Origin of the sequence: Leclercia pneumoniae, from assembly GCF_017348915.1 — a bacterium.
GTDB lineage: Bacteria > Pseudomonadota > Gammaproteobacteria > Enterobacterales > Enterobacteriaceae > Enterobacter > Enterobacter pneumoniae.
The window spans coordinates 3,561,405-3,579,678 of the sequence record NZ_CP071383.1 but is presented as its reverse complement, the minus strand read 5'-3'; the positions used below and the strand labels follow the sequence as shown (position 1 = coordinate 3,579,678).

Below are 18,274 nucleotides of genomic sequence, written 5' to 3'. Positions count from 1 at the left end.
TTAGTCCTGTTCTGTCAGCGCCGCGACTTCCGTCGGGATATTTTGCGGGTTGAGGATTTTTACCTGTTTATGCCGCCCCAGTTCACCTTTTTCAATGATGACCTGGCTTTTGGCGACGCGAAACTGTTTAGCCAGATATTTGGTCAGATGCGCATTGGCCTGGCCATCAACCGGCGGGGCGGTGATGGCGACCTTAAGCTCGTCGCCATGCAGCCCAACAATGCTGTCGCGGCTGGCTTTCGGCTGAATATACAGCCGTAAAACCAGCCCGTCAGCGCAGGTGCTTACGGCACTCATAGCGCCATCCACAGCCCCGGCAGCAGCATGTTGCCCGTCGCCTGTAACAGCTCGGCGATCCCCATGTTGGCCACGTACAGCAGCAGTACAAGGATCATCGGGGAAAAGTCGATCCCGCCCATCGACGGCAGCAGGTTACGGATCGGGCGAAGTAAAGGGTCTGCCAGCTGGATGAGGGCAAACTCTACCGGGCTACGGCCCTGGCTTACCCAGCTCATGATCGCCATCAGCAGCAATACCCAGAAGATGAGCAGGCCGATGGTCTTCAGCAGGATCAGTACGGCGGCAATCCAGATGATAGGCTGGAAGCTGACCACCATAAACAGCACGATGGCTTTGATAAAGCAGAGCACCAGTGCCACTAGCAGCGATGCGCTATCAATCGGCCCCATCGGAGGGATAATACGGCGTAGTGGCCCAATGATCGGCTGGGTGATTTTAACGACAAATTGTGAAAAGGGGTTGTAGAAATCACAACGCGCCCACTGCATCCATACGCGCAGCAAAAGCACCATCGTATAGAGTTCAATGACCGTCGAGAGCAGGAAAGTCAACGTCTTCATGGCGTTCCTCAGGTTTCCTTATTATTGGGTGTAGTCGCGCGCACCGAAAATGGCTGTGCCGATGCGCACCATGGTACTGCCTGCCGCAATGGCGGCGTCCATATCGTCCGTCATGCCCAGTGAAAGCGTGTCGACGGTTGGGTAGCCCGCTTTGAGCGCCTCAAATGCTACAGCCATTTGCTGTGCCACGGCAAATTGCCTGTCGTAATCCGCTTCCGGCGCCGGGATCGCCATCAATCCACGCAGCTGGAGTCCGGGCAACTGCGCCACGGCCTCTGCCAGTGCATCAAGTTCAGAAAGCGCGATTCCTGACTTGCTATTCTCATCACTAATATTGATTTGAATCAGCACGTTAAGTGGAGGCATTTCGGCTGGACGCTGCTCGCTAAGCCGCGTGGCTATGCGCAGACGATCGACCGTATGGCACCAGTCGAAATGTTCGGCGACAAGGCGGCTTTTGTTCGACTGCAACGGCCCAATAAAGTGCCATTGCAGATCGCTTCTGCCCGCGTCATGGAAATGGCGGATTTTTTCTACCCCTTCCTGAACATAGTTTTCGCCGAATGCGCGTTGGCCTGCGTCAATCGCTTCTGCGATGGCGCTCGCAGGTTTGGTTTTGCTGACTGCAAGCAACGTAACTTCTTCTGAAACACGGCCGCAACGCGTTGCTGCGGCTGAGATTTTATCCCGGACCTGTGCCAGGTTATGCGCAATGTCGTTCATTTTCCGAGGAGATTCGTGTGGATATGGAAGAAATTGTGGCCCTTAGTGTAAAGCATAATGTCTCGGATCTACACCTGTGTAGTAATGCGCCACCGCGCTGGCGACGCCGTGGAAAGATTGAGCCAGCCCCTTTTCCCCCGCCGGATGTCGCCGCGCTGCTGAATGGCTGGCTCAGCGAAGAGCTGCAGGGCGAGTGGATTGCCCGCGGGCAGGTCGATTTTGCCATCACGGTAGGGGAGGCGCGTCGCCTGCGCGCCAGTGCCTTTGCCCACACGCAGGGCTGCTCCCTTGCGCTGAGGCTGCTGCCGCACTGTTGTCCGCAGCTACGCGCGCTGGGTACGCCGCGTACGATGCCGGAGCTGCTGGCGAACGATAACGGCCTGATACTGGTGACCGGGGCAACGGGTAGCGGAAAATCGACCACGCTGGCCGCCATGGTCGATTATCTTAACTGCCACAGCGACGGGCACATTCTGACGCTGGAAGATCCGGTAGAATTTATTCACCAGAGCAAGCGCTGTCTGGTGCAGCAGCGCGAAATAGGCTTACACAGCCGCACCTTCGCCGAGGCATTACGTGGCGCATTGCGTGAAGATCCCGATGTGATTTTGCTGGGGGAATTACGCGACAGCGAAACCATTCGTCTGGCGCTCACCGCCGCCGAGACCGGGCATCTGGTATTGGCGACGCTCCATACGCGCGGCGCATCGCAGGCCATTGAACGGCTGGTCGATACCTTTCCCGCGCAGGAAAAAGATCCGGTGCGTAACCAGCTGGCAGGCAGTTTGCGTGCGGTACTGGCGCAAAAGCTGGTTAACGATAACCAGGGCGGGCGAGTGGCGCTGTATGAGCTGTTGGTCAATACCCCCGCGGCGGCGAACCTGATCCGCGAGGGCAAAACGTACCAGTTGCCCGGCGTGATTCAGACCGGGCAGCAGATGGGGATGCAGAACTTCGACCAGAGCCTGGCCGAGCGCCGCGCCCAGGGCCGGGTTTAACGGACGTTCAGGGAGTAGACCGCCGGAAGTGCGCCTGCGGTGGCAAGGATCTCCAGTTTGATCTCTTGCACCCTGAGCGGGGGCGCAAAACGGTGCTCACAGACGGAGTGGTGATTATCTGTTACTTCAGCGAGCAGGACCTGATCTCCCCACAGGCGATAATGGGTAATGCAGTGCGGCGTAATGGCCCGGTGATGGCCCATCTGCACGCTCTCCATTGCGTTGTCAAAATCGTTATCCTGCACCAGCGTCAGGTGGGTAATCTCCTGCGGATTGGACCATCGCCATACCACCTGCGGTGCAGGTTCATCAGCCGCGGGAGACCAGGCGTTGGCTTGCTGTTCCGGGCGCAGGCGGCCATTCAGCAGGTTTTGCCTGCTGTAGCACTCCAGCGGCGTATCCAAACGGATGGCCGGGAAGATCTGCTGCGGATGACGGCGCGGCAGCCAGAAGTCAAACTCATCCACGCCATAATCGCCATCCGCCACCTGGCGAGTATGTTTCGCCACCCGGGCGTTCAGACTATTAAAGACGGTCATCAGCCCAGGCAAATGCGTATCCGTCAGCGCTATCTCCACCTCTTCGCTGGCGTTGAAGGCGACAAAAACGTACTGATCCCGATCACTCTGCCAGTCGAAGTTGCAGGTGTAATCGCCCTCTTGTCCGACATCCAGCGTCACCCCGGCGTAGCAACATTCTGGCGTAAAGTTACCGCTCTTTTCGCTCCCCAGCAGGGTAACGGTGAGCGACTGCGGTCTGCGGGCGCGCAGCGTAAAGGTCATGGCAGGCAAGGTGTCACCACGGCGAACCGGCAACAGTATTGCCATGCGCGCCGTCAGGGAGTGCCACTGACCATTTGGCGCCAGCGCGCGGAGGAGATACTCGCTGCTGGTGGTGACAGTGGCGCCTTTTGCCGGGTCTTCCAGCCACTGGCGCGGGATGTAACAGCCCGTAGTCTGCAACTGCTGCTGCAGTTCACCAATGCGGCCCGGCTGCGCAAACGCCTGCGGCGTCAGCTGATGACGATGACAGAGCGCCGCTGCGCGGCCCACCACCTCCCCAAGCAGGCCGCAGGTGCACATCACCCTTGCGCTACCAAAGGCAACATGCGACGCAGAGATCAGCCTGCCGGTCAAAAACAGGTTGTCCAGAGAGCGGCTGTAGAGCGAGCGAAAGGGAATGGTGTACGTCCCTTTACTGTGGAACTGTCGGCAACCATCGTGTGTACTGTACACCCCGTCCGCAGGGTGCAGGTCGATAGACCAGCCGCCGTACGCCACCGCGTCGTAATGGTCGCGCTGTTCAATAATGTCCTGCTGGCAGAGTAGATGATCGCCCATAAAGCGGCGGCTCTCGCGCTTGCCGGGGATCGCGCCCACCCACTCGATAGTCAGGTTGTCCGCATCGGGGAATTCGCCCGAATTTTTAATATAGTTCCAGACCCCCCAGACGATTTTCCACAGCTCCCATTTGATGGTCTCGCTCTCATGAACGGTGTCGAGGCGGCCTCCCCACTCAAGCCACCACAGATCGCAGCCGTTGAGGGTCGAGGTCAGTCGCTTATAACGAGGGATGGCGGTGATGTCATCAAGCGCAAAGGAGGGGGGGACAAAATTTACCGGCTCAGCGGTGCGCTTAGTGTAAAAATAGATCGAGTGCCCGAGCTTGTGTCCAAAATGCTCCCCTGGGGCCATTTTCTCCCCCAGTTCATCCGGCGACTCGGCCCCTTCGCGATACTCAGCCCCCGCCAGAAAGCCCAGGACGCCATCCCCGGTGGCATCGCAAAACTGGCTTGCCGTTACGGTATAAAAGGTTTCATTAATGGCATTGAAGGCTTTGACGGCGGTCAGGCGAGCCTGCTCTTGAGTGATCTCATATACGGCGGTATTAAGCAGCAGGGTCAGACCCGGCTGACTTTTAGCGAGATCGAGCAGTACCAGGTCAAACATCACCGGGTTCCCCTCTTTGTTTCGCCAGAGGTTCTCCTCCATGATCTCACCCATGATGCCGCCTTCACGCGCCCAGCGATTATTGTTGCCCATGTGCGAGGTGGCGCCGTTTGCCCACAGGCGTACTTCGCTGGAGGCGTTGCCCCCTAATACGGGGCGGTCCTGAATGAGTACGACCCTGAGCCCCTCCCGGGCTGCCGCCAGGGCCGCGCACAGCCCGGCCAGGCCACCACCTGCCACCAGCAGGTCAGCTTCCAGAGAGGTGCCAGGAAAGGTTCTGGCCTCGCGTTGGGGATAGATATTCATTACCTTGTATCCTTCTGAACTGGCGGTAGAATCGACTCACTTTTCGACACAAAATGAACGTGGCTATGTCATCACAACCGAACCAAAGCCTTATTGAGGGCATTCGCTGTCTGCAGTATCTGGTCTCCAGTGGTCGCGCTATTGGCTGCCGGGAGCTGGCGCGTCTGATGGGCATTAACACCACCCGCGTTAACCGTCTGCTGATGACCATGGCTTCTATTGGCCTCACCATGCAGGATGAACAGCGTCGCTATCTGCCGGGACCTGGGATCCACGCACTGGCGGCGCAGGCGATACGTGGCTCAGAGCTCTTCTCCCGTGCGCTACCGGCGCTGGAACGCCATGCCCCGCGCGATATCGTGGTGGCGTTGGGAGTATTGTGGGAAGACCAGGTCATCTATATCTGGCACTCCGTTCCCGGCAGTCAGGCGACGCAGGCGCTGGCTGGCTTTCATATGCTCCCTGCCTGGCGTTCGGTCATCGGCATGTCACTGCTGGCTGCCGAGAGCGACGAGGCCTTGATGGCGCGTTTTACCCCGGAACAGTGGCAGAACCTGGCACCGCATGTGGCTCAGCAACGCGAACAGGGGCAGGTTGTGTGGCACCATGACGATGGCGAAGTCTCCATGGCCCGGCCCGTTGGCGAACATCAGGCTGCACTGGCCTTTGCCGGGATGTGGAACCCTGATGAACAGACCATTCAGACTCGCCTCGAACAACTGGATACGCTTAACCAGCAGTTGCTGCAAAAATCACCTTAATGTTTCTTTTATAGAAACATTAATCAGAAAGCAAAAAAGGGCCAGCTGAAGTGTGATGGCGATCGAGATATTGCGCGCATTTGCCCGGCATGCCGGGCATCAAAGGAGAGGGGTCAGAAACCCTGTTCGAAGTAGCTTTCGAGAATAATTACCGCAGAGGCTGAATCCACGCTGCCTTTATTCAGCGCGCGGAATCCACCCTGTTCAAAGAGGCCGGAGCGGGCTTCCACCGTGCTCAGCCGCTCATCATGCAGTTTCACCGCCACGCCAAACCGGCCATGGATTTTATTGGCAAACTTACGCGCCCGGGCGGTAAGCGGTTGTTCAGAACCGTCCATATTCAGCGGCAGGCCCACAATGACCTCATCAGGTTGCCACTCTTTTAGCAACCGCTCAATGAGGCTCCAGTCGGGCGTACCGTCTTGCGCTTTAAGAGCCGTCAGCGGGCGCGCCGTGCCGGTAATGCGTTGGCCAATGGCTACGCCGATACTTTTGGTGCCAAAATCAAACGCCAGCAGGGTACCGCTCATCAGGCATGCCCCGCGACGCCAGGCATAGTCTGGATATCAATGCCAATCAGCTTCGCAGCATCACGCCAGCGGTCGGCGATAGGGGTTTTGAAGAGGATGTTCAGATCCGCCGGCGCCGTAAGCCATGCGTTATCCAGAATCTCCTGTTCCAGCTGGCCCTTTTCCCAGGACGCATAGCCGAGCGCAACCAGCACATCGGCGGGCTGATTCAGGGTACCCAGCGTCTCGAGAACATCGCGGGAGGTGGTGATGACGGTGTTGTCAGAGATGCGAATGCTGGAAGAGAAGCCCGGCGGGGTATGCAGGATGAATCCGCGATCTTCTGCCAGCGGCCCCCCCAGCATCACCGGTTTGTCGAGGCGGATTTCCGGCACGCGCTCATCCTGGGCAATTTTCAGCTTATCCAGAATGCCTTCAACATTAAGATTTTCCAGCGGTTTATTGATGATGATCCCCATTGCGCCGTCATCACTGTATTCGCAGATATAGACTACGGAACGACGGAAAATCGGATCCTGGAGAGCAGGCATGGCAATAAGAAAGTGATGCTGTAAATTCATTGTCAGAGGTTCTGTTTCCTGGTTTAAAAAGCGACAGCGCCCAGTATGCGTACAAAGAGGGGCGCTGTCACTAACAGTATTTCGAACGAAATTATCCCTTCAGACGCGTTTCAATCGCATCCATCAGCATGCCGGTAATAGAAACCGGGAACGCCGCTTCGATTTCGCGAATACAGGTTGGGCTGGTCACATTCACTTCCGTCAGACGATCGCCAATAATGTCGAGACCCACAAATATCAACCCTTTGGCTTTCAGCAGCGGGCCGACGCGACGGGCAATTTCCCAGTCGCTTTCGCTCAGCGGACGGGGCTCACCGCGACCACCTGCCGCCAGATTACCGCGGGTTTCGCCACCCTGCGGAATACGCGCCAGGCAGTAAGGAACCGGTTCGCCATCAACAACCAGCACGCGCTTATCACCGTCCACAATGGCGGGCAGATAGTTCTGCGCCATACAGTAACGGGTGCCCAGTTCGGTCAGGGTTTCGGCAATCACGCCGATGTTCGGGTCGCCCTCTTTGACGCGGAAAATAGACGCACCGCCCATCCCGTCCAGAGGTTTCATGATGATGTCGCCGTGTTTCTGCCAGAAGGCTTTCAGCTGTGCTTTGTTACGGGTCACCAGGGTTTCTGGCGTCAGGTCTGAGAACCAGGCGGTGTAGAGCTTCTCATTACAGTCGCGCAGGCTCTGAGGCTTGTTGACGATCAACGTCCCTTTCTCTTCAGCACGCTCAAGGATATAGGTGCAGTAGATAAATTCAGTATCGAATGGCGGATCTTTACGCATCAGGATCACGTCGAGTTCGGCCAGAGGCAGATCCTGCTCGGAGCCAAATTCGTACCATTTGTCGTAGTTCTGCTCGACGTTAACAATGCGGGTGCGCGCACGGGCTTCGCCGTTAATCAGATAAAGATCGCTCATCTCCATATAGTGGAGCTGGTAGCCGCGACGCTGCGCTTCCAGCAGCATGGCAAAGCTGGAGTCTTTCTTGATGTTGATGCTTGTGATGGGATCCATCACGATGCCGAGCTTGATCATTCTTCTTCTCCGTTAATGCTTCAACCCAGATCGCCAAATCGCACCTGAAGTGCGGTAATGGCAGTGAGTGCAGTCGTCTCAGTACGCAGAACGCGTGGCCCCAACAGAATATCAGTAAACTGATAGCGCGCGGTCATGGCGATTTCATCCGCTGACAGCCCGCCTTCCGGGCCAATCAGCAACCGTACGCGCTCAACCGGTAGCGGCAGGGTATTGATGCTGGCGCTGGCGCGCGGATGCAGGTTGAGCTTAAGCCCTTGCTCCTCTTCAGCGCACCAGGCTTCGAGATCCATCGCCGGGCGGATCTCCGGGACGCGGTTGCGACCACACTGTTCACAGGCGGCAATCGCGATTTTTTGCCACTGCTGAAGCTTCTTATTCAGCCGTTCAGCATCCAGTTTAACGCCGCAACGCTCAGAAAAAAGTGGCGTAATGAGGCTTACACCCAGTTCGATCGATTTCTGGATAGTGAATTCCATTTTTTCGCCACGCGACATCACCTGGCCCAGGTGAATATGCAGCGGAGATTCACGATCATCCATTTCGCCGCGCACAACGCGCACCAGCACGCTTTTTTTATCCGCGCGGGTAATTTCCGCCTCAAAAACCTGATTCGAGCCATCAAAAAGCTGAATCGCCTGGCCTGCGCCCATGCGTAATACGCGGCCGACGTGGTTCGCCGCATCGTCAGAGAGGGCAATTTCGCTGCCAGCGGTAATCAGGTCCGGGTGATAGATGCGAGGAGTGCGCATAGTCAGAAATTCCATGTGTCATACGGTGATACAGACACGCCTCCAGGCCCTGGCCTGAAGGCGTGTCTGTCTAAATCAGTTGCCGCTAGTGTAGGTTAGCTCTTTTGCGCCTGGCAAGCGCGCTGCACGTAAGGGTTGTGATTCCCCTGAACTTTTGCAATGCGTTCGTCGCGCTGGCACTCCCACGGGGAGACCGGGTAAAGCTTGTTCCAGGCGTTGAACAGCTGGGTTTGCTGGCGAGAAAGAGTGAGGTTGTAGCGGTCACGCATATAGAAATAGGTCCGGGCAATGCTGCCCCGTGCCCTGGCTGGCGGCTCGGCGACTTTCTCTTTGAAATCGACCTTCATGGCGCACTGGCCATATTGACCTTCACCGCCGTTCCACTGACTGTACATAAAGTTGCCGCGATCGCCGTTAACTTCGCCCACCGCGGGCTGCAGATTGTGCATATCACTCTCTATCTGGCGATAGACGGGGTCTTTAGCGCAGTTTTTTCGTCCGCCGTCCTGCCAGCACTGCCGCTGGTGGCCAAATTGCCATGCCGGGACTACGTGCTCCCACTCAATACGGCTGGCGCGGTTCTCGTTTTTGCGAACCTTGTAGCCACAGGACTCAAGGTCGACGACCCCTTTTTTGCCCTGCCAGTTAATTTTACAGCCACAGTAAAAATCACCGGGCACATCGGCGTTAATCTTCACGCCGGCGGTTTTGGCCTGAGAGAAACTGTGAATACCTTCGGCCAGCGCGTGACCAGAGACCGCGGCAGCCAGAAGGGCAACCGCGAGAGAGTATTTACGGTACATCGTGAACTCCGTAGTAAAACGAGCCCGCAACGTAGCGAATGTTGTTCTTGTATGCAATCAGTCAGATCAGGAATGTTCCTGAATGTTCGCAGTCTATTCTGCGGTTAGCGCCTCGCCACACTTTACGCAGCGGTAAGTCGCTTCACCGCGCACCACCCGGTTATGGCGGCGTACGGTCAACTGATGCTGCTGGCACGCGCAGCGATAGGGGAAGGTATTACGGCGTACAGAATCCAGCTCGAACTGGTGGGTGCGGCGCGCCGGGACGCCGAGGACGCTCTCCATCATCCATTTCCACTCTTTACCGTGCGGGGCAACGCGCCCGAAATGTTTCCAGACCAGCAGATGGGCCAGTTCATGCGGCACCACTTCATCGATAAAGGCTTGCTGATTTTCCATCATAAGCACCGGATTAAGGCGGATCTCGTATGGCTCAAGCCATGCGGTACCAGCCGAGGTGCCACGCTGCTGATAAACCAGCTTCGGTTCCGGATAACTGCGCCCCAGTTTCAGGTTGGCCTGGGCGAGTTTTTCCCGCAGGCTGCGCATAACGGCTTGCTGGATAGCGATGGGAAGACGGGGTGTTTTCATAGGGGCAGAGCATAAAGCGGGAGGCGGGGAGGCGCAATAGCCATCCTCCCCGTTTGAAGATTAGTCGTGAGCGCCGATTTCGCGAAGCTTACGTCCTTTCATCAGGTTACGTTCGATGTGTTCTAGCGAGACGTGTTTGGTCTCAGGCACCAGCCACAGGGTCAATACAATGAACAGCACGTTCAGACCGCCATAAACCCAGAAGGTATTGGCATTGCCCAGCGTATTGAGCATGGTCAGGAAGGTTGCGCCGACGATCATGTTCGCAATCCAGTTGGTGGCGGTGGAACAGGTGATACCGAAGTCGCGGCCTTTCAGCGGCTGGATTTCAGAGCACAGTACCCAAATCAGCGGACCGGCGCTCATTGCGAAGCCAACGATAAACATCAGCAGCATCGCTACGGCAAAGTACTGCGCGGTCGGTGAGTTGATACCCATGTGCATCATGGTACCCAGCACGCCCATACCTACCGCCATGACCAGGAAGCCCAGCGTCAGGGTCGGTTTACGGCCCCAGCGGTCAACCAGGCCGATGGCGATAAAGGTCGCCAGCACGTTAGTCAGCCCGACGATCACCGTTCCCCACATCTGCTCGGTGGTGTTGGTATAACCCGCCAGTTCAAAGATTTTTGGCGCGTAATACATGATGACGTTCATACCGGTGAACTGCTGCATGACCTGGAGCAATACCCCCAGGAAGACGGCACGACGGAAGTTGCTGTTCTCTTTAAACAGCGCCCAGCCGGACTGTTTTACCTTCAGACTTTCGCGGATCTCTTCCAGTTCATTTTTGGCCTCGGCGCTGGTGTCTCGCAGACGTAACAGCACCCGTTCCGCATCGTGGAAGCGGCGTTTTGCGGCGAACCAGCGCGGGCTATCCGGCAGGAAGAAGACCCCGATCAACAGCAGAATCGCCGGGATGATAATGACGCCCAGCATCCAGCGCCATGCGCCGCTATAGCTGAACGCGGTATCGGACAGATAGGCACCGAGGATACCGATGGTAATCATCAATTGATACATAGAGATCATGCTGCCACGGATTTTTTCCGGCGCTATTTCAGAGAGGTAGAGCGGGGCGGTATAAGAGGCTACCCCTACCGCCAGACCCAGTAATACGCGGGAGAGGATCAGCACTTCCACATTGGGTGCGGCGGCTGAAAAGAGTGAACCGGCCACGAAGAGGATCGCCCCAATCATCAGGCTCTTTTTACGCCCGAGTTTGAAAGAGAGCCAGCCGCTGCCGACGGCGCCCACAGCGGCGCCAAACATCATTGAGCTCACTACCCACTCCTGGGTGTGGGCACTAATTTTGAATTCATCGGTGATGAAGGGTAATGCACCGGCAATGACGCCGATATCCAGGCCAAATAGCAATCCTGCCAGGGCTGCAAGGAAGCAGACGAAAAACGTCATGGCTTTATTGGACGTACGCCCCTGTTTTTTATTGTCAGGCATTATGCCCTCCAGTTGGGTTATCAATTTTATCGATGTAAAGGGTAGGTTATTAGATCGTGAAGTTATGTGATACAGGTCACATTGGTGTAATCGGTTACACCAGATCGCGATCGTAAAGTAAATTAAGACTTTGAAAATATAGAGTTAAAATAGTTGATGCGCATCGTATTTGCGCCAGTTTCAGACTTAACCTAAAGGGGATGTAACAGCAGAAGAAAGGGATTCATGCAAAGAGAATATTCTGAAAGCGCTGCCGATGACAGGTGATGTAAGCGGTTTCATATCGTGTTGAAAACGTCATAAAGCCAGGGCAGGACGATAAAAAAAGGCCAGCGCGAGGCTGGCCTTGAAGAGAGGTCGGTCGTTTATTTCAGACCGGCTGCGTCACGCAGCAGGGCTGCTTTGTCGGTTTTTTCCCATGGGAAATGTTCGCGACCAAAGTGACCGTATGCTGCGGTCTCTTTATAGATTGGGTGCAGCAGATCCAGCATCTGAATCAGGCCGTATGGACGCAGGTCGAAGAACTCGCGCACCAGCAGAGTCAGCTGTTCGGAAGGCACTTTTTCGGTACCGAAGGTTTCCACCATGATGGAAGTCGGTTCAGCCACGCCGATTGCGTAGGAAACCTGAATCTCACAGCGGTCAGCCAGGCCAGCGGCAACGATGTTTTTCGCCACATAACGTGCCGCGTACGCTGCGGAACGGTCAACTTTAGACGGGTCTTTACCGGAGAACGCGCCGCCGCCGTGACGAGCCATGCCGCCGTAGGTATCAACGATAATTTTACGACCGGTCAGGCCACAGTCACCCATTGGGCCACCGATAACGAAACGGCCAGTCGGGTTGATGAAGAATTTGGTCGCGGAGTTCAGCCATTCGGTCGGCAGAACGGGCTTGATGATCTCTTCCATCACCGCTTCTTGCAGGGATTTCTGATCAATATCTTCCGCGTGCTGGGTGGAGAGAACAACCGCATCGATGCCAACAATTTTGCCGTCATCGTACTGGAAAGTTACCTGGCTTTTCGCATCCGGGCGCAGCCACGGCAGGGTGCCGTTTTTACGCACTTCAGCCTGACGCTGCACCAGACGGTGGGCGTAAGTCACAGGTGCTGGCATCAGCACGTCGGTTTCGTTGGTCGCATAGCCGAACATCAGGCCCTGGTCGCCCGCGCCCTGTTCCAGCGGGTCAGCACGGTCAACGCCCTGGTTGATGTCAGGAGACTGTTTGCCAATCGCGCTCAGTACGGCGCAGGAGTTGGCATCAAAGCCCATATCAGAATGCACATAGCCGATTTCACGCACCGTGTTACGGGTGATCTCTTCGATATCAACCCATGCGCTGGTGGTGATTTCACCGCCAACCAGAACCATGCCGGTTTTGACATAGGTTTCACATGCCACGCGGGCTTTTGGATCCTGTTCCAGGATCGCATCCAGCACCGCATCGGAGATTTGGTCAGCAATTTTATCAGGATGTCCTTCTGATACAGACTCGGACGTAAACAGGTGTTTTGCCATGTTTTATTTCACCTAAGGAGAATTTAGTTAGCTCAAACTGTCGTGTGAGGTCGTTATAGCGGAGTTTTCCGCCAGAACGTGCAGGTAGTGACACTGGCAGTCTGAGTGTTAATCAGTATGGATGGATTAACATCTGGACGGCTATTTTAGGTCACTTCTTCGCCCCATTTCCAGCTTTTTTTGAGATAGCTCCCACTACGTTGAAAACCCGACTGGAAATTTTTCAGGACACCACTGGCAATGCGCATATTTATATTTTGCTTTTTACCCATCTTCTCGGTATAAAACGCCGCGCACGGCTTCGACATAATAGCGCTCGATGATCTCATCGGGACGCCACTTCCAGCCGGGTTAAGCAGTGAACTTTTCGCTTTGGCTTGTGGGTCTGTCTTTCGGGGCGCCCGTGGAGGTGATTCAAGATAATGAACCGTCGTTTTCTGCCTTGTCAGTCCCGCCTTTCTGGCCGGAGTGCACTCCCCGTTCTCTACAAATCTATTCTGCAAACCTGCCGATGTTATACCCATCTCGGCGCTTCTCAGGATTCCAGGGCCGGTTACGCTTTGTGAAGTCTGAACAAGGGCGCTCTTGTTAATACAAGAGTTTTCTCGTGGTTTCGCCGAACCTTGTCATACTTAGTTCGGTTACGTGTTTTACAATGATATGAACAAGAAACCGGTCGCACGGCCCGGCTTCCAGCATTCTGTGCTGGAAAACTGGTCGGTTAATGGGTTGTTATCGCAGTTTAACGCTGCGATAGTAGTCAACTGTTTTACACTTTTTAGTAAGAGTTGAGGTTCGCAATGTCTGACGACATGTCTTCATTTTCGCCTTCGTCAGCAGGCGAACAGGGTGTACTACGTTCTATGCAGGAGGTTGCGATGAGCTCCCAGGAAGCCAGCAAGATGCTGCGCACATACAATATTACGTGGTGGGGTAACAACTACTACGACGTCAACGAACTGGGTCACATCAGCGTCTGCCCGGATCCTGACGTACCGGAAGCGCGCGTCGATCTCGCCCAACTGGTGAAAGCACGTGAAGCGCAGGGACAGCGTCTGCCTGCTCTGTTCTGCTTCCCGCAGATCCTGCAACACCGTCTGCGTTCCATTAACGCCGCGTTTAAACGCGCCCGTGAATCCTACGGTTACAACGGCGACTATTTCCTGGTTTATCCGATCAAGGTTAACCAGCATCGCCGCGTTATTGAATCCCTTATCCACTCCGGCGAACCGCTGGGGCTGGAAGCTGGCTCTAAAGCCGAGCTGATGGCGGTACTGGCGCATGCGGGCATGACCCGCTCGGTGATCGTCTGTAACGGCTATAAAGACCGCGAATACATCCGTCTGGCGCTGATTGGCGAGAAGATGGGCCACAAGGTCTATCTGGTCATTGAGAAGATGTCCGAAATCGCTATCGTGCTGGAAGAGGCCGAGCGCCTTAACGTGGTACCGCGTCTTGGCGTGCGTGCCCGTCTGGCGTCTCAGGGCTCCGGCAAATGGCAGTCCTCCGGCGGCGAGAAATCCAAATTTGGCCTGGCGGCAAACCAGGTGCTGCAGCTGGTAGAGATCATGCGTGAGCATGGTCGTCTGGACAGTATTCAGCTGCTGCATTTCCATCTCGGTTCGCAGATGGCTAACATCCGCGACATCGCCACCGGCGTGCGCGAGTCGGCCCGTTTCTACGTTGAGCTACATAAGCTGGGCGTGAACATTCAGTGCTTTGACGTGGGCGGCGGCCTGGGCGTGGACTACGAAGGTACGCGCTCCCAGTCGGATTGCTCGGTGAACTATGGCCTTAACGAATACGCTAACAACATCATCTGGGCGATTGGCGATGCGTGTGATGAGCACGGTCTGCCGCACCCGACCGTGATCACCGAATCGGGTCGTGCCGTTACCGCACACCATACGGTGCTGGTCTCGAACATTATCGGCGTTGAGCGCAACGAATACACCGAAGCGACCGCGCCGGCGGAAGATGCCTCGCGTGCGCTGCAGAGCATGTGGGAAACCTGGCAAGAGATGCACGAGCCGAGCACGCGTCGTTCGCTGCGTGAATGGCTGCACGATAGCCAGATGGACCTGCATGATATTCATATCGGCTATTCATCCGGGGCGTACAGCCTGCAAGAGCGTGCCTGGGCAGAGCAGCTTTATCTGAACATGTGCCACGAAGTGCAGAAGCAGCTCGATCCGAGCAACCGTGCGCACCGCCCGATTATCGACGAACTGCAGGAGCGGATGGCGGACAAAATGTACGTCAACTTCTCGCTGTTCCAGTCGATGCCGGACGCATGGGGTATTGACCAGCTGTTCCCGGTCCTGCCGCTGGAAGGGCTGGATCAGGTACCTGAGCGCCGTGCGGTGCTGCTCGATATCACCTGTGACTCAGACGGTGCCATCGATCACTACATCGACGGTGACGGGATCGCCACTACCATGCCAATGCCGGAGTACGATCCGGAGAACCCGCCAATGCTGGGCTTCTTCATGGTCGGGGCGTATCAGGAGATCCTCGGTAACATGCACAACCTGTTCGGGGATACCGAGGCGGTGGATGTCTTTGTCTTCCCGGATGGCAATGTAGAAGTAGAGCTCTCTGACGAGGGCGATACCGTGGCCGATATGCTGGAGTATGTCCAGCTGGATCCGAAAAAACTGCTGACCCAGTTCCGCGATCAGGTGAAGAACACCGGTCTGGACGATCAGCTCCAGCAGCAGTTCCTGGAAGAGTTTGAAGCGGGTCTGTACGGCTATACGTATCTGGAAGACGAGTAAGTGAACCTCCCTCTCCCTGTGGGAGAGGGTAACAGACCGCCGGGCGTGTGATGCCCGTTTATCGGGCCCGGGAATGTCGGCCCGATAAGGCGAAGGCGCCCTCCGGCAGGATGCTATACTCACTTGAACCCGTATGGATTACCGGCGATAATTCGCCCCAATATGCGATTTACGAATCAATCCCTTCCTCGTCGGGTTTAACGACGCGGAGGGGATTTTTTTTCATCTTTTTTAAACATCGACGTTAAATGAGGTCAGGACATGAGCACCTTAGGTCATCAGTACGATAACTCTCTGGTATCTAACGCGTTTGGTTTTTTACGCCTTCCGATGAACTTCCAGCCGTACGACAGTGACGCGGAGTGGGTGATCACCGGGGTGCCATTTGATATGGCGACCTCTGGTCGCGCGGGTGGCCGTCACGGCCCGGCGGCGATCCGTCAGGTCTCCACTAACCTTGCCTGGGAACATCACCGTTTCCCGTGGAACTTCGACATGCGTGAGCGCCTGAACGTCGTGGACTGCGGCGATCTGGTGTATGCCTTCGGCGACGCGCGTGAGATGAGCGAAAAGCTGCAGGCTCACGCCGAGAAGCTGCTGGCTGCCGGTAAGCGCATGCTCTCCTTCGGTGGCGACCACTTCGTGACCCTGCCGCTGCTGCGCGCCCACGCTAAACACTTCGGTAAAATGGCGCTGGTGCACTTCGATGCGCATACCGACACATACGCAAACGGCTGTGAATTTGACCACGGCACCATGTTCTTCACCGCGCCGAAAGAAGGGTTGATTGACCCGAACCATTCCGTGCAGATCGGTATCCGCACCGAGTTCGACAAAGACAACGGTTTCACCGTGCTGGATGCCTGCCAGGTGAACGATCGCGGCGTGGATGACATCATCGCCCAGGTGAAGCAGATCGTTGGCGATATGCCGGTGTACCTGACCTTTGATATCGACTGTCTGGATCCGGCGTTTGCACCGGGTACCGGTACGCCGGTCATCGGCGGGCTGACCTCTGACCGCGCCATCAAGCTGGTGCGCGGCCTGAAAGATCTGAACATCGTGGGCATGGACGTGGTGGAAGTCGCGCCGGCTTACGATCAGTCCGAGATCACCGCGCTGGCCGCGGCGACCCTGGCGCTGGAAATGCTTTACATCCAGGCGGCGAAAAAGGGCGAATAACCTTTACGCGCTGAGTGCTGCTGTGCGACGCATGCGCAGCAGCAACACTCCCCCCGCCAGCAGGGTGATCGCCTGCGACACCACCAGCACCGGAAAGCCTGAGCTCACCGACCCCATCGATTTCATCACCATCCCCATCAGCAGCGGAATAAAGGCGGCGCAGAGATTGCCGATCCCATTAATAATTCCGTAGGCGCTACCGACCGCTTCTCGCGCCGCGTGATGCTGAATCACCGCAGGAATGGCCGCCCCCTGAAGTCCCCAGAAGATATTTGCCGAGAGCATAAACAGCGCAAGCCACAGCGGCTGGTGACTCAGCATCAGCGCGATGACGGACAACGCCGTTAGCAAGCCGCCCACCACAAACAGCACCGGGGCCTGCTCCGGGCGCATTTTGTCGAGCAGTACGCCGCCGAGAAATTTTGAGCCAAGGCTTAACAGGAAGGGGACCGCGGCAAGCAGCCCGGTCGCGTGCAGCGAGAAGTGATGCTCATCGCGCAGCCAGGCGGGGAGCCATGCGCTGCTACCCCAGAGATAGCTCAGCGTGGCGATTTCAACCAGCAGGATCAGGCCGAGCAGTGGCGTATGCCAGGCGAGGGTAAAGGTCTGCATAAAACCCGGTTTTTGGATGGTCGTCACCTCGCGCGGCGCGGGCAGAAAATGCCAGATCGCACCGCCGCCCAGCACCAGGTTGATCGCTGCCAGGGCATAAAACGATCCGGCCCAGCCGAGGTGCGCCATCAGCCAGGTAATCAGCGGAAAGCCCACCGTCAGCCCCAGCGAAACGCCCAGCGCGGTGACAGCGTTGGGTTTGCCGATCTCCTCCGCGCAGAAGTTATCGCTGATAAAGCGGGTTTTCAGCGAAAAGAGTGGCCCTTCGGCAACGCCTAAAATCACCCGCGCGATGAGCATCCCCATCAGCGAGCCGAGCAGCGGTGAAATGGCACACACCGCTGCCCAGATGGCAATGCTCATTAACAACCCCTGGCGATAATGGAGTTTGCTTTCAATAACCGGCGTTAAGAGTAACGCGGAAAAACCATAGCCCAGCAGAAAGCATGTCATTAGCATTCCCTGTAACATTCTGTTTTCATTTAACTGAAAGTGTTCGGCGAACTCCGGGTTTAAAATCATCACCGAAATATTAACCCGGTCGACATACGAAATAATAATTAGCAATAACAGTGCTATCGTACCTTGCCATCTTGCCGTCATCATGCTCGCCTTATTGATTGATTTTTTATAAATGTGATTGTCACGCAAGTAAAATGGTTCACCAGTGAAACTCGTTGTTAATAAACAATAAAATTAAAATAAGTTTCACAGGTGAAACTCCGCGTGCACCCCTTTTATTTATTTCTAATGACGAATGATAAAATTAGTCAATATCTTTTGGTGAATATTTACGTCCATTACTAAAACGTATTTCCTCACGCCTAAATAATGAAAATTTCATATCGCTGCA

At 55.9% G+C, this 18,274-nt stretch carries 20 protein-coding genes; 6 read left to right on the top strand and 14 right to left on the bottom strand.

The window, feature by feature from the left end; all coding sequences use genetic code 11:
• Genes yggU through JZ655_RS17330 form a run of 3 tightly spaced genes read right to left on the bottom strand, consistent with a single transcriptional unit; the run spans position 1 to position 1,583 of the window.
• Positions 1-297, bottom strand: coding sequence for a DUF167 family protein YggU (yggU, locus tag JZ655_RS17340; protein ID WP_040074071.1), 297 nt, complete (start codon positions 295-297; stop codon positions 1-3).
• Complete coding sequence (locus JZ655_RS17335) at positions 294-860, bottom strand: YggT family protein (RefSeq protein WP_040074073.1); 567 nt, start codon at positions 858-860, stop codon at positions 294-296. Before JZ655_RS17335 ends, yggU begins: the two co-directional genes overlap by 4 nt.
• Before the next feature lie 21 nt (positions 861-881).
• Positions 882-1,583 carry a YggS family pyridoxal phosphate-dependent enzyme gene (locus JZ655_RS17330; protein WP_040074074.1) on the bottom strand — a complete coding sequence of 234 codons (702 nt, stop codon included), beginning with the start codon at positions 1,581-1,583 and terminating at the stop codon, positions 882-884.
• 17 nt (positions 1,584-1,600) lie between these two features.
• On the opposite strand from JZ655_RS17330, the gene JZ655_RS17325 reads away from it, so the two are divergent.
• Positions 1,601-2,581: a type IV pilus twitching motility protein PilT gene (locus JZ655_RS17325; RefSeq protein ID WP_207292385.1), complete on the top strand. Its 981-nt coding sequence runs from the start codon at positions 1,601-1,603 to the stop codon at positions 2,579-2,581.
• On the opposite strand, the gene JZ655_RS17320 is transcribed toward JZ655_RS17325, so the two are convergent.
• On the bottom strand, positions 2,578-4,836 hold the full coding sequence (locus JZ655_RS17320) for an FAD-dependent oxidoreductase (RefSeq protein ID WP_207292384.1): 2,259 nt from the start codon (positions 4,834-4,836) through the stop codon (positions 2,578-2,580). The two genes, JZ655_RS17325 and JZ655_RS17320, sit on opposite strands and share 4 nt — an antisense overlap.
• A 65-nt stretch (positions 4,837-4,901) precedes the next feature.
• On the opposite strand from JZ655_RS17320, the gene JZ655_RS17315 reads away from it, so the two are divergent.
• A complete protein-coding gene (locus JZ655_RS17315; protein WP_046887146.1) occupies positions 4,902-5,597 on the top strand; it encodes an IclR family transcriptional regulator in 696 nt (231 codons plus the stop codon).
• 113 nt (positions 5,598-5,710) lie between these two features.
• Here the strand turns inward: JZ655_RS17315 and ruvX are convergent, their stop codons facing one another.
• The 9 genes from ruvX to JZ655_RS21445 form a co-directional block, all read right to left on the bottom strand.
• Entirely contained in the window at positions 5,711-6,127 is a 417-nt protein-coding gene (gene ruvX, locus JZ655_RS17310; RefSeq protein ID WP_046887145.1) for a Holliday junction resolvase RuvX, read from the bottom strand.
• Complete coding sequence (locus JZ655_RS17305) at positions 6,127-6,687, bottom strand: YqgE/AlgH family protein (RefSeq protein ID WP_040074082.1); 561 nt, start codon at positions 6,685-6,687, stop codon at positions 6,127-6,129. The genes ruvX and JZ655_RS17305 overlap by 1 nt, the downstream gene beginning before the upstream one ends.
• Positions 6,688-6,778: 91 nt before the next feature.
• The gene (gene gshB / locus JZ655_RS17300) at positions 6,779-7,726 is read right to left on the bottom strand and encodes a glutathione synthase (protein ID WP_040074083.1); all 948 of its coding nucleotides are present in this window, start codon (positions 7,724-7,726) and stop codon (positions 6,779-6,781) included.
• Between the two features lie 20 nt (positions 7,727-7,746).
• Positions 7,747-8,478, bottom strand: a complete 732-nt coding sequence (gene rsmE, locus JZ655_RS17295) for a 16S rRNA (uracil(1498)-N(3))-methyltransferase (RefSeq protein WP_040078396.1) — start codon at positions 8,476-8,478, stop codon at positions 7,747-7,749.
• A 95-nt stretch (positions 8,479-8,573) separates the two neighbouring features.
• Positions 8,574-9,281 (bottom strand): deoxyribonuclease I, encoded by a 708-nt coding sequence (gene endA, locus JZ655_RS17290; RefSeq protein ID WP_040074085.1) that lies wholly within the window; start codon positions 9,279-9,281, stop codon positions 8,574-8,576.
• 93 nt (positions 9,282-9,374) lie between these two features.
• The gene (locus JZ655_RS17285) at positions 9,375-9,872 is read right to left on the bottom strand and encodes a SprT family zinc-dependent metalloprotease (RefSeq protein ID WP_040074086.1); all 498 of its coding nucleotides are present in this window, start codon (positions 9,870-9,872) and stop codon (positions 9,375-9,377) included.
• 60 nt (positions 9,873-9,932) lie between these two features.
• Positions 9,933-11,330: a galactose/proton symporter gene (gene galP, locus JZ655_RS17280; protein WP_040074087.1), complete on the bottom strand. Its 1,398-nt coding sequence runs from the start codon at positions 11,328-11,330 to the stop codon at positions 9,933-9,935.
• Between the two features lie 365 nt (positions 11,331-11,695).
• Positions 11,696-12,850, bottom strand: a complete 1,155-nt coding sequence (gene metK, locus JZ655_RS17275; RefSeq protein ID WP_040074088.1) for a methionine adenosyltransferase — start codon at positions 12,848-12,850, stop codon at positions 11,696-11,698.
• 146 nt (positions 12,851-12,996) lie between these two features.
• On the bottom strand, positions 12,997-13,158 hold the full coding sequence (locus tag JZ655_RS21445) for a hypothetical protein (protein WP_242637281.1): 162 nt from the start codon (positions 13,156-13,158) through the stop codon (positions 12,997-12,999).
• A 114-nt stretch (positions 13,159-13,272) separates the two neighbouring features.
• On the opposite strand from JZ655_RS21445, the gene JZ655_RS21675 reads away from it, so the two are divergent.
• The 4 genes from JZ655_RS21675 (at position 13,273) to speB (ending at position 16,809) form a co-directional block, all read left to right on the top strand.
• Positions 13,273-13,416: a hypothetical protein gene (locus JZ655_RS21675; protein ID WP_422393496.1), complete on the top strand. Its 144-nt coding sequence runs from the start codon at positions 13,273-13,275 to the stop codon at positions 13,414-13,416.
• A gap of 94 nt (positions 13,417-13,510) precedes the next feature.
• Entirely contained in the window at positions 13,511-13,642 is a 132-nt protein-coding gene (gene yqgB, locus JZ655_RS17265; RefSeq protein WP_154298976.1) for an acid stress response protein YqgB, read from the top strand.
• A gap of 8 nt (positions 13,643-13,650) precedes the next feature.
• Complete coding sequence (speA, locus tag JZ655_RS17260; RefSeq protein ID WP_207292382.1) at positions 13,651-15,627, top strand: biosynthetic arginine decarboxylase; 1,977 nt, start codon at positions 13,651-13,653, stop codon at positions 15,625-15,627.
• Positions 15,628-15,888: 261 nt separating this feature from the next.
• The gene (gene speB, locus JZ655_RS17255; RefSeq protein WP_040074090.1) at positions 15,889-16,809 is read left to right on the top strand and encodes an agmatinase; all 921 of its coding nucleotides are present in this window, start codon (positions 15,889-15,891) and stop codon (positions 16,807-16,809) included.
• Positions 16,810-16,812: 3 nt separating this feature from the next.
• Here speB and JZ655_RS17250 read toward each other — a convergent pair whose 3' ends face one another.
• Complete coding sequence (locus JZ655_RS17250; RefSeq protein ID WP_207293873.1) at positions 16,813-18,024, bottom strand: MFS transporter; 1,212 nt, start codon at positions 18,022-18,024, stop codon at positions 16,813-16,815.
• Between the last annotated feature and the right edge of the window lie 250 nt (positions 18,025-18,274).

What these genes read in the sequence shown, in the direction of transcription:
- galP (WP_040074087.1), bottom strand. Translation starts at nt 11,330, where the DNA reads ATGCCTGACAATAAAAAACAGGGGCGTACGTCCAATAAAGCCATGACG.
- metK (WP_040074088.1), bottom strand. Translation starts at nt 12,850, where the DNA reads ATGGCAAAACACCTGTTTACGTCCGAGTCTGTATCAGAAGGACATCCT.
- speA (WP_207292382.1), top strand. Translation starts at nt 13,651, where the DNA reads ATGTCTGACGACATGTCTTCATTTTCGCCTTCGTCAGCAGGCGAACAG.
- JZ655_RS21675 (WP_422393496.1), top strand. Translation starts at nt 13,273, where the DNA reads ATGAACCGTCGTTTTCTGCCTTGTCAGTCCCGCCTTTCTGGCCGGAGT.
- yqgB (WP_154298976.1), top strand. Translation starts at nt 13,511, where the DNA reads ATGAACAAGAAACCGGTCGCACGGCCCGGCTTCCAGCATTCTGTGCTG.
- gshB (WP_040074083.1), bottom strand. Translation starts at nt 7,726, where the DNA reads ATGATCAAGCTCGGCATCGTGATGGATCCCATCACAAGCATCAACATC.
- JZ655_RS17330 (WP_040074074.1), bottom strand. Translation starts at nt 1,583, where the DNA reads ATGAACGACATTGCGCATAACCTGGCACAGGTCCGGGATAAAATCTCA.
- JZ655_RS17305 (WP_040074082.1), bottom strand. Translation starts at nt 6,687, where the DNA reads ATGAATTTACAGCATCACTTTCTTATTGCCATGCCTGCTCTCCAGGAT.
- ruvX (WP_046887145.1), bottom strand. Translation starts at nt 6,127, where the DNA reads ATGAGCGGTACCCTGCTGGCGTTTGATTTTGGCACCAAAAGTATCGGC.
- speB (WP_040074090.1), top strand. Translation starts at nt 15,889, where the DNA reads ATGAGCACCTTAGGTCATCAGTACGATAACTCTCTGGTATCTAACGCG.
- JZ655_RS17285 (WP_040074086.1), bottom strand. Translation starts at nt 9,872, where the DNA reads ATGAAAACACCCCGTCTTCCCATCGCTATCCAGCAAGCCGTTATGCGC.
- JZ655_RS17315 (WP_046887146.1), top strand. Translation starts at nt 4,902, where the DNA reads ATGTCATCACAACCGAACCAAAGCCTTATTGAGGGCATTCGCTGTCTG.
- JZ655_RS17250 (WP_207293873.1), bottom strand. Translation starts at nt 18,024, where the DNA reads ATGACGGCAAGATGGCAAGGTACGATAGCACTGTTATTGCTAATTATT.
- endA (WP_040074085.1), bottom strand. Translation starts at nt 9,281, where the DNA reads ATGTACCGTAAATACTCTCTCGCGGTTGCCCTTCTGGCTGCCGCGGTC.
- JZ655_RS21445 (WP_242637281.1), bottom strand. Translation starts at nt 13,158, where the DNA reads ATGTCGAAGCCGTGCGCGGCGTTTTATACCGAGAAGATGGGTAAAAAG.
- JZ655_RS17320 (WP_207292384.1), bottom strand. Translation starts at nt 4,836, where the DNA reads ATGAATATCTATCCCCAACGCGAGGCCAGAACCTTTCCTGGCACCTCT.
- JZ655_RS17335 (WP_040074073.1), bottom strand. Translation starts at nt 860, where the DNA reads ATGAAGACGTTGACTTTCCTGCTCTCGACGGTCATTGAACTCTATACG.
- rsmE (WP_040078396.1), bottom strand. Translation starts at nt 8,478, where the DNA reads ATGCGCACTCCTCGCATCTATCACCCGGACCTGATTACCGCTGGCAGC.
- yggU (WP_040074071.1), bottom strand. Translation starts at nt 297, where the DNA reads ATGAGTGCCGTAAGCACCTGCGCTGACGGGCTGGTTTTACGGCTGTAT.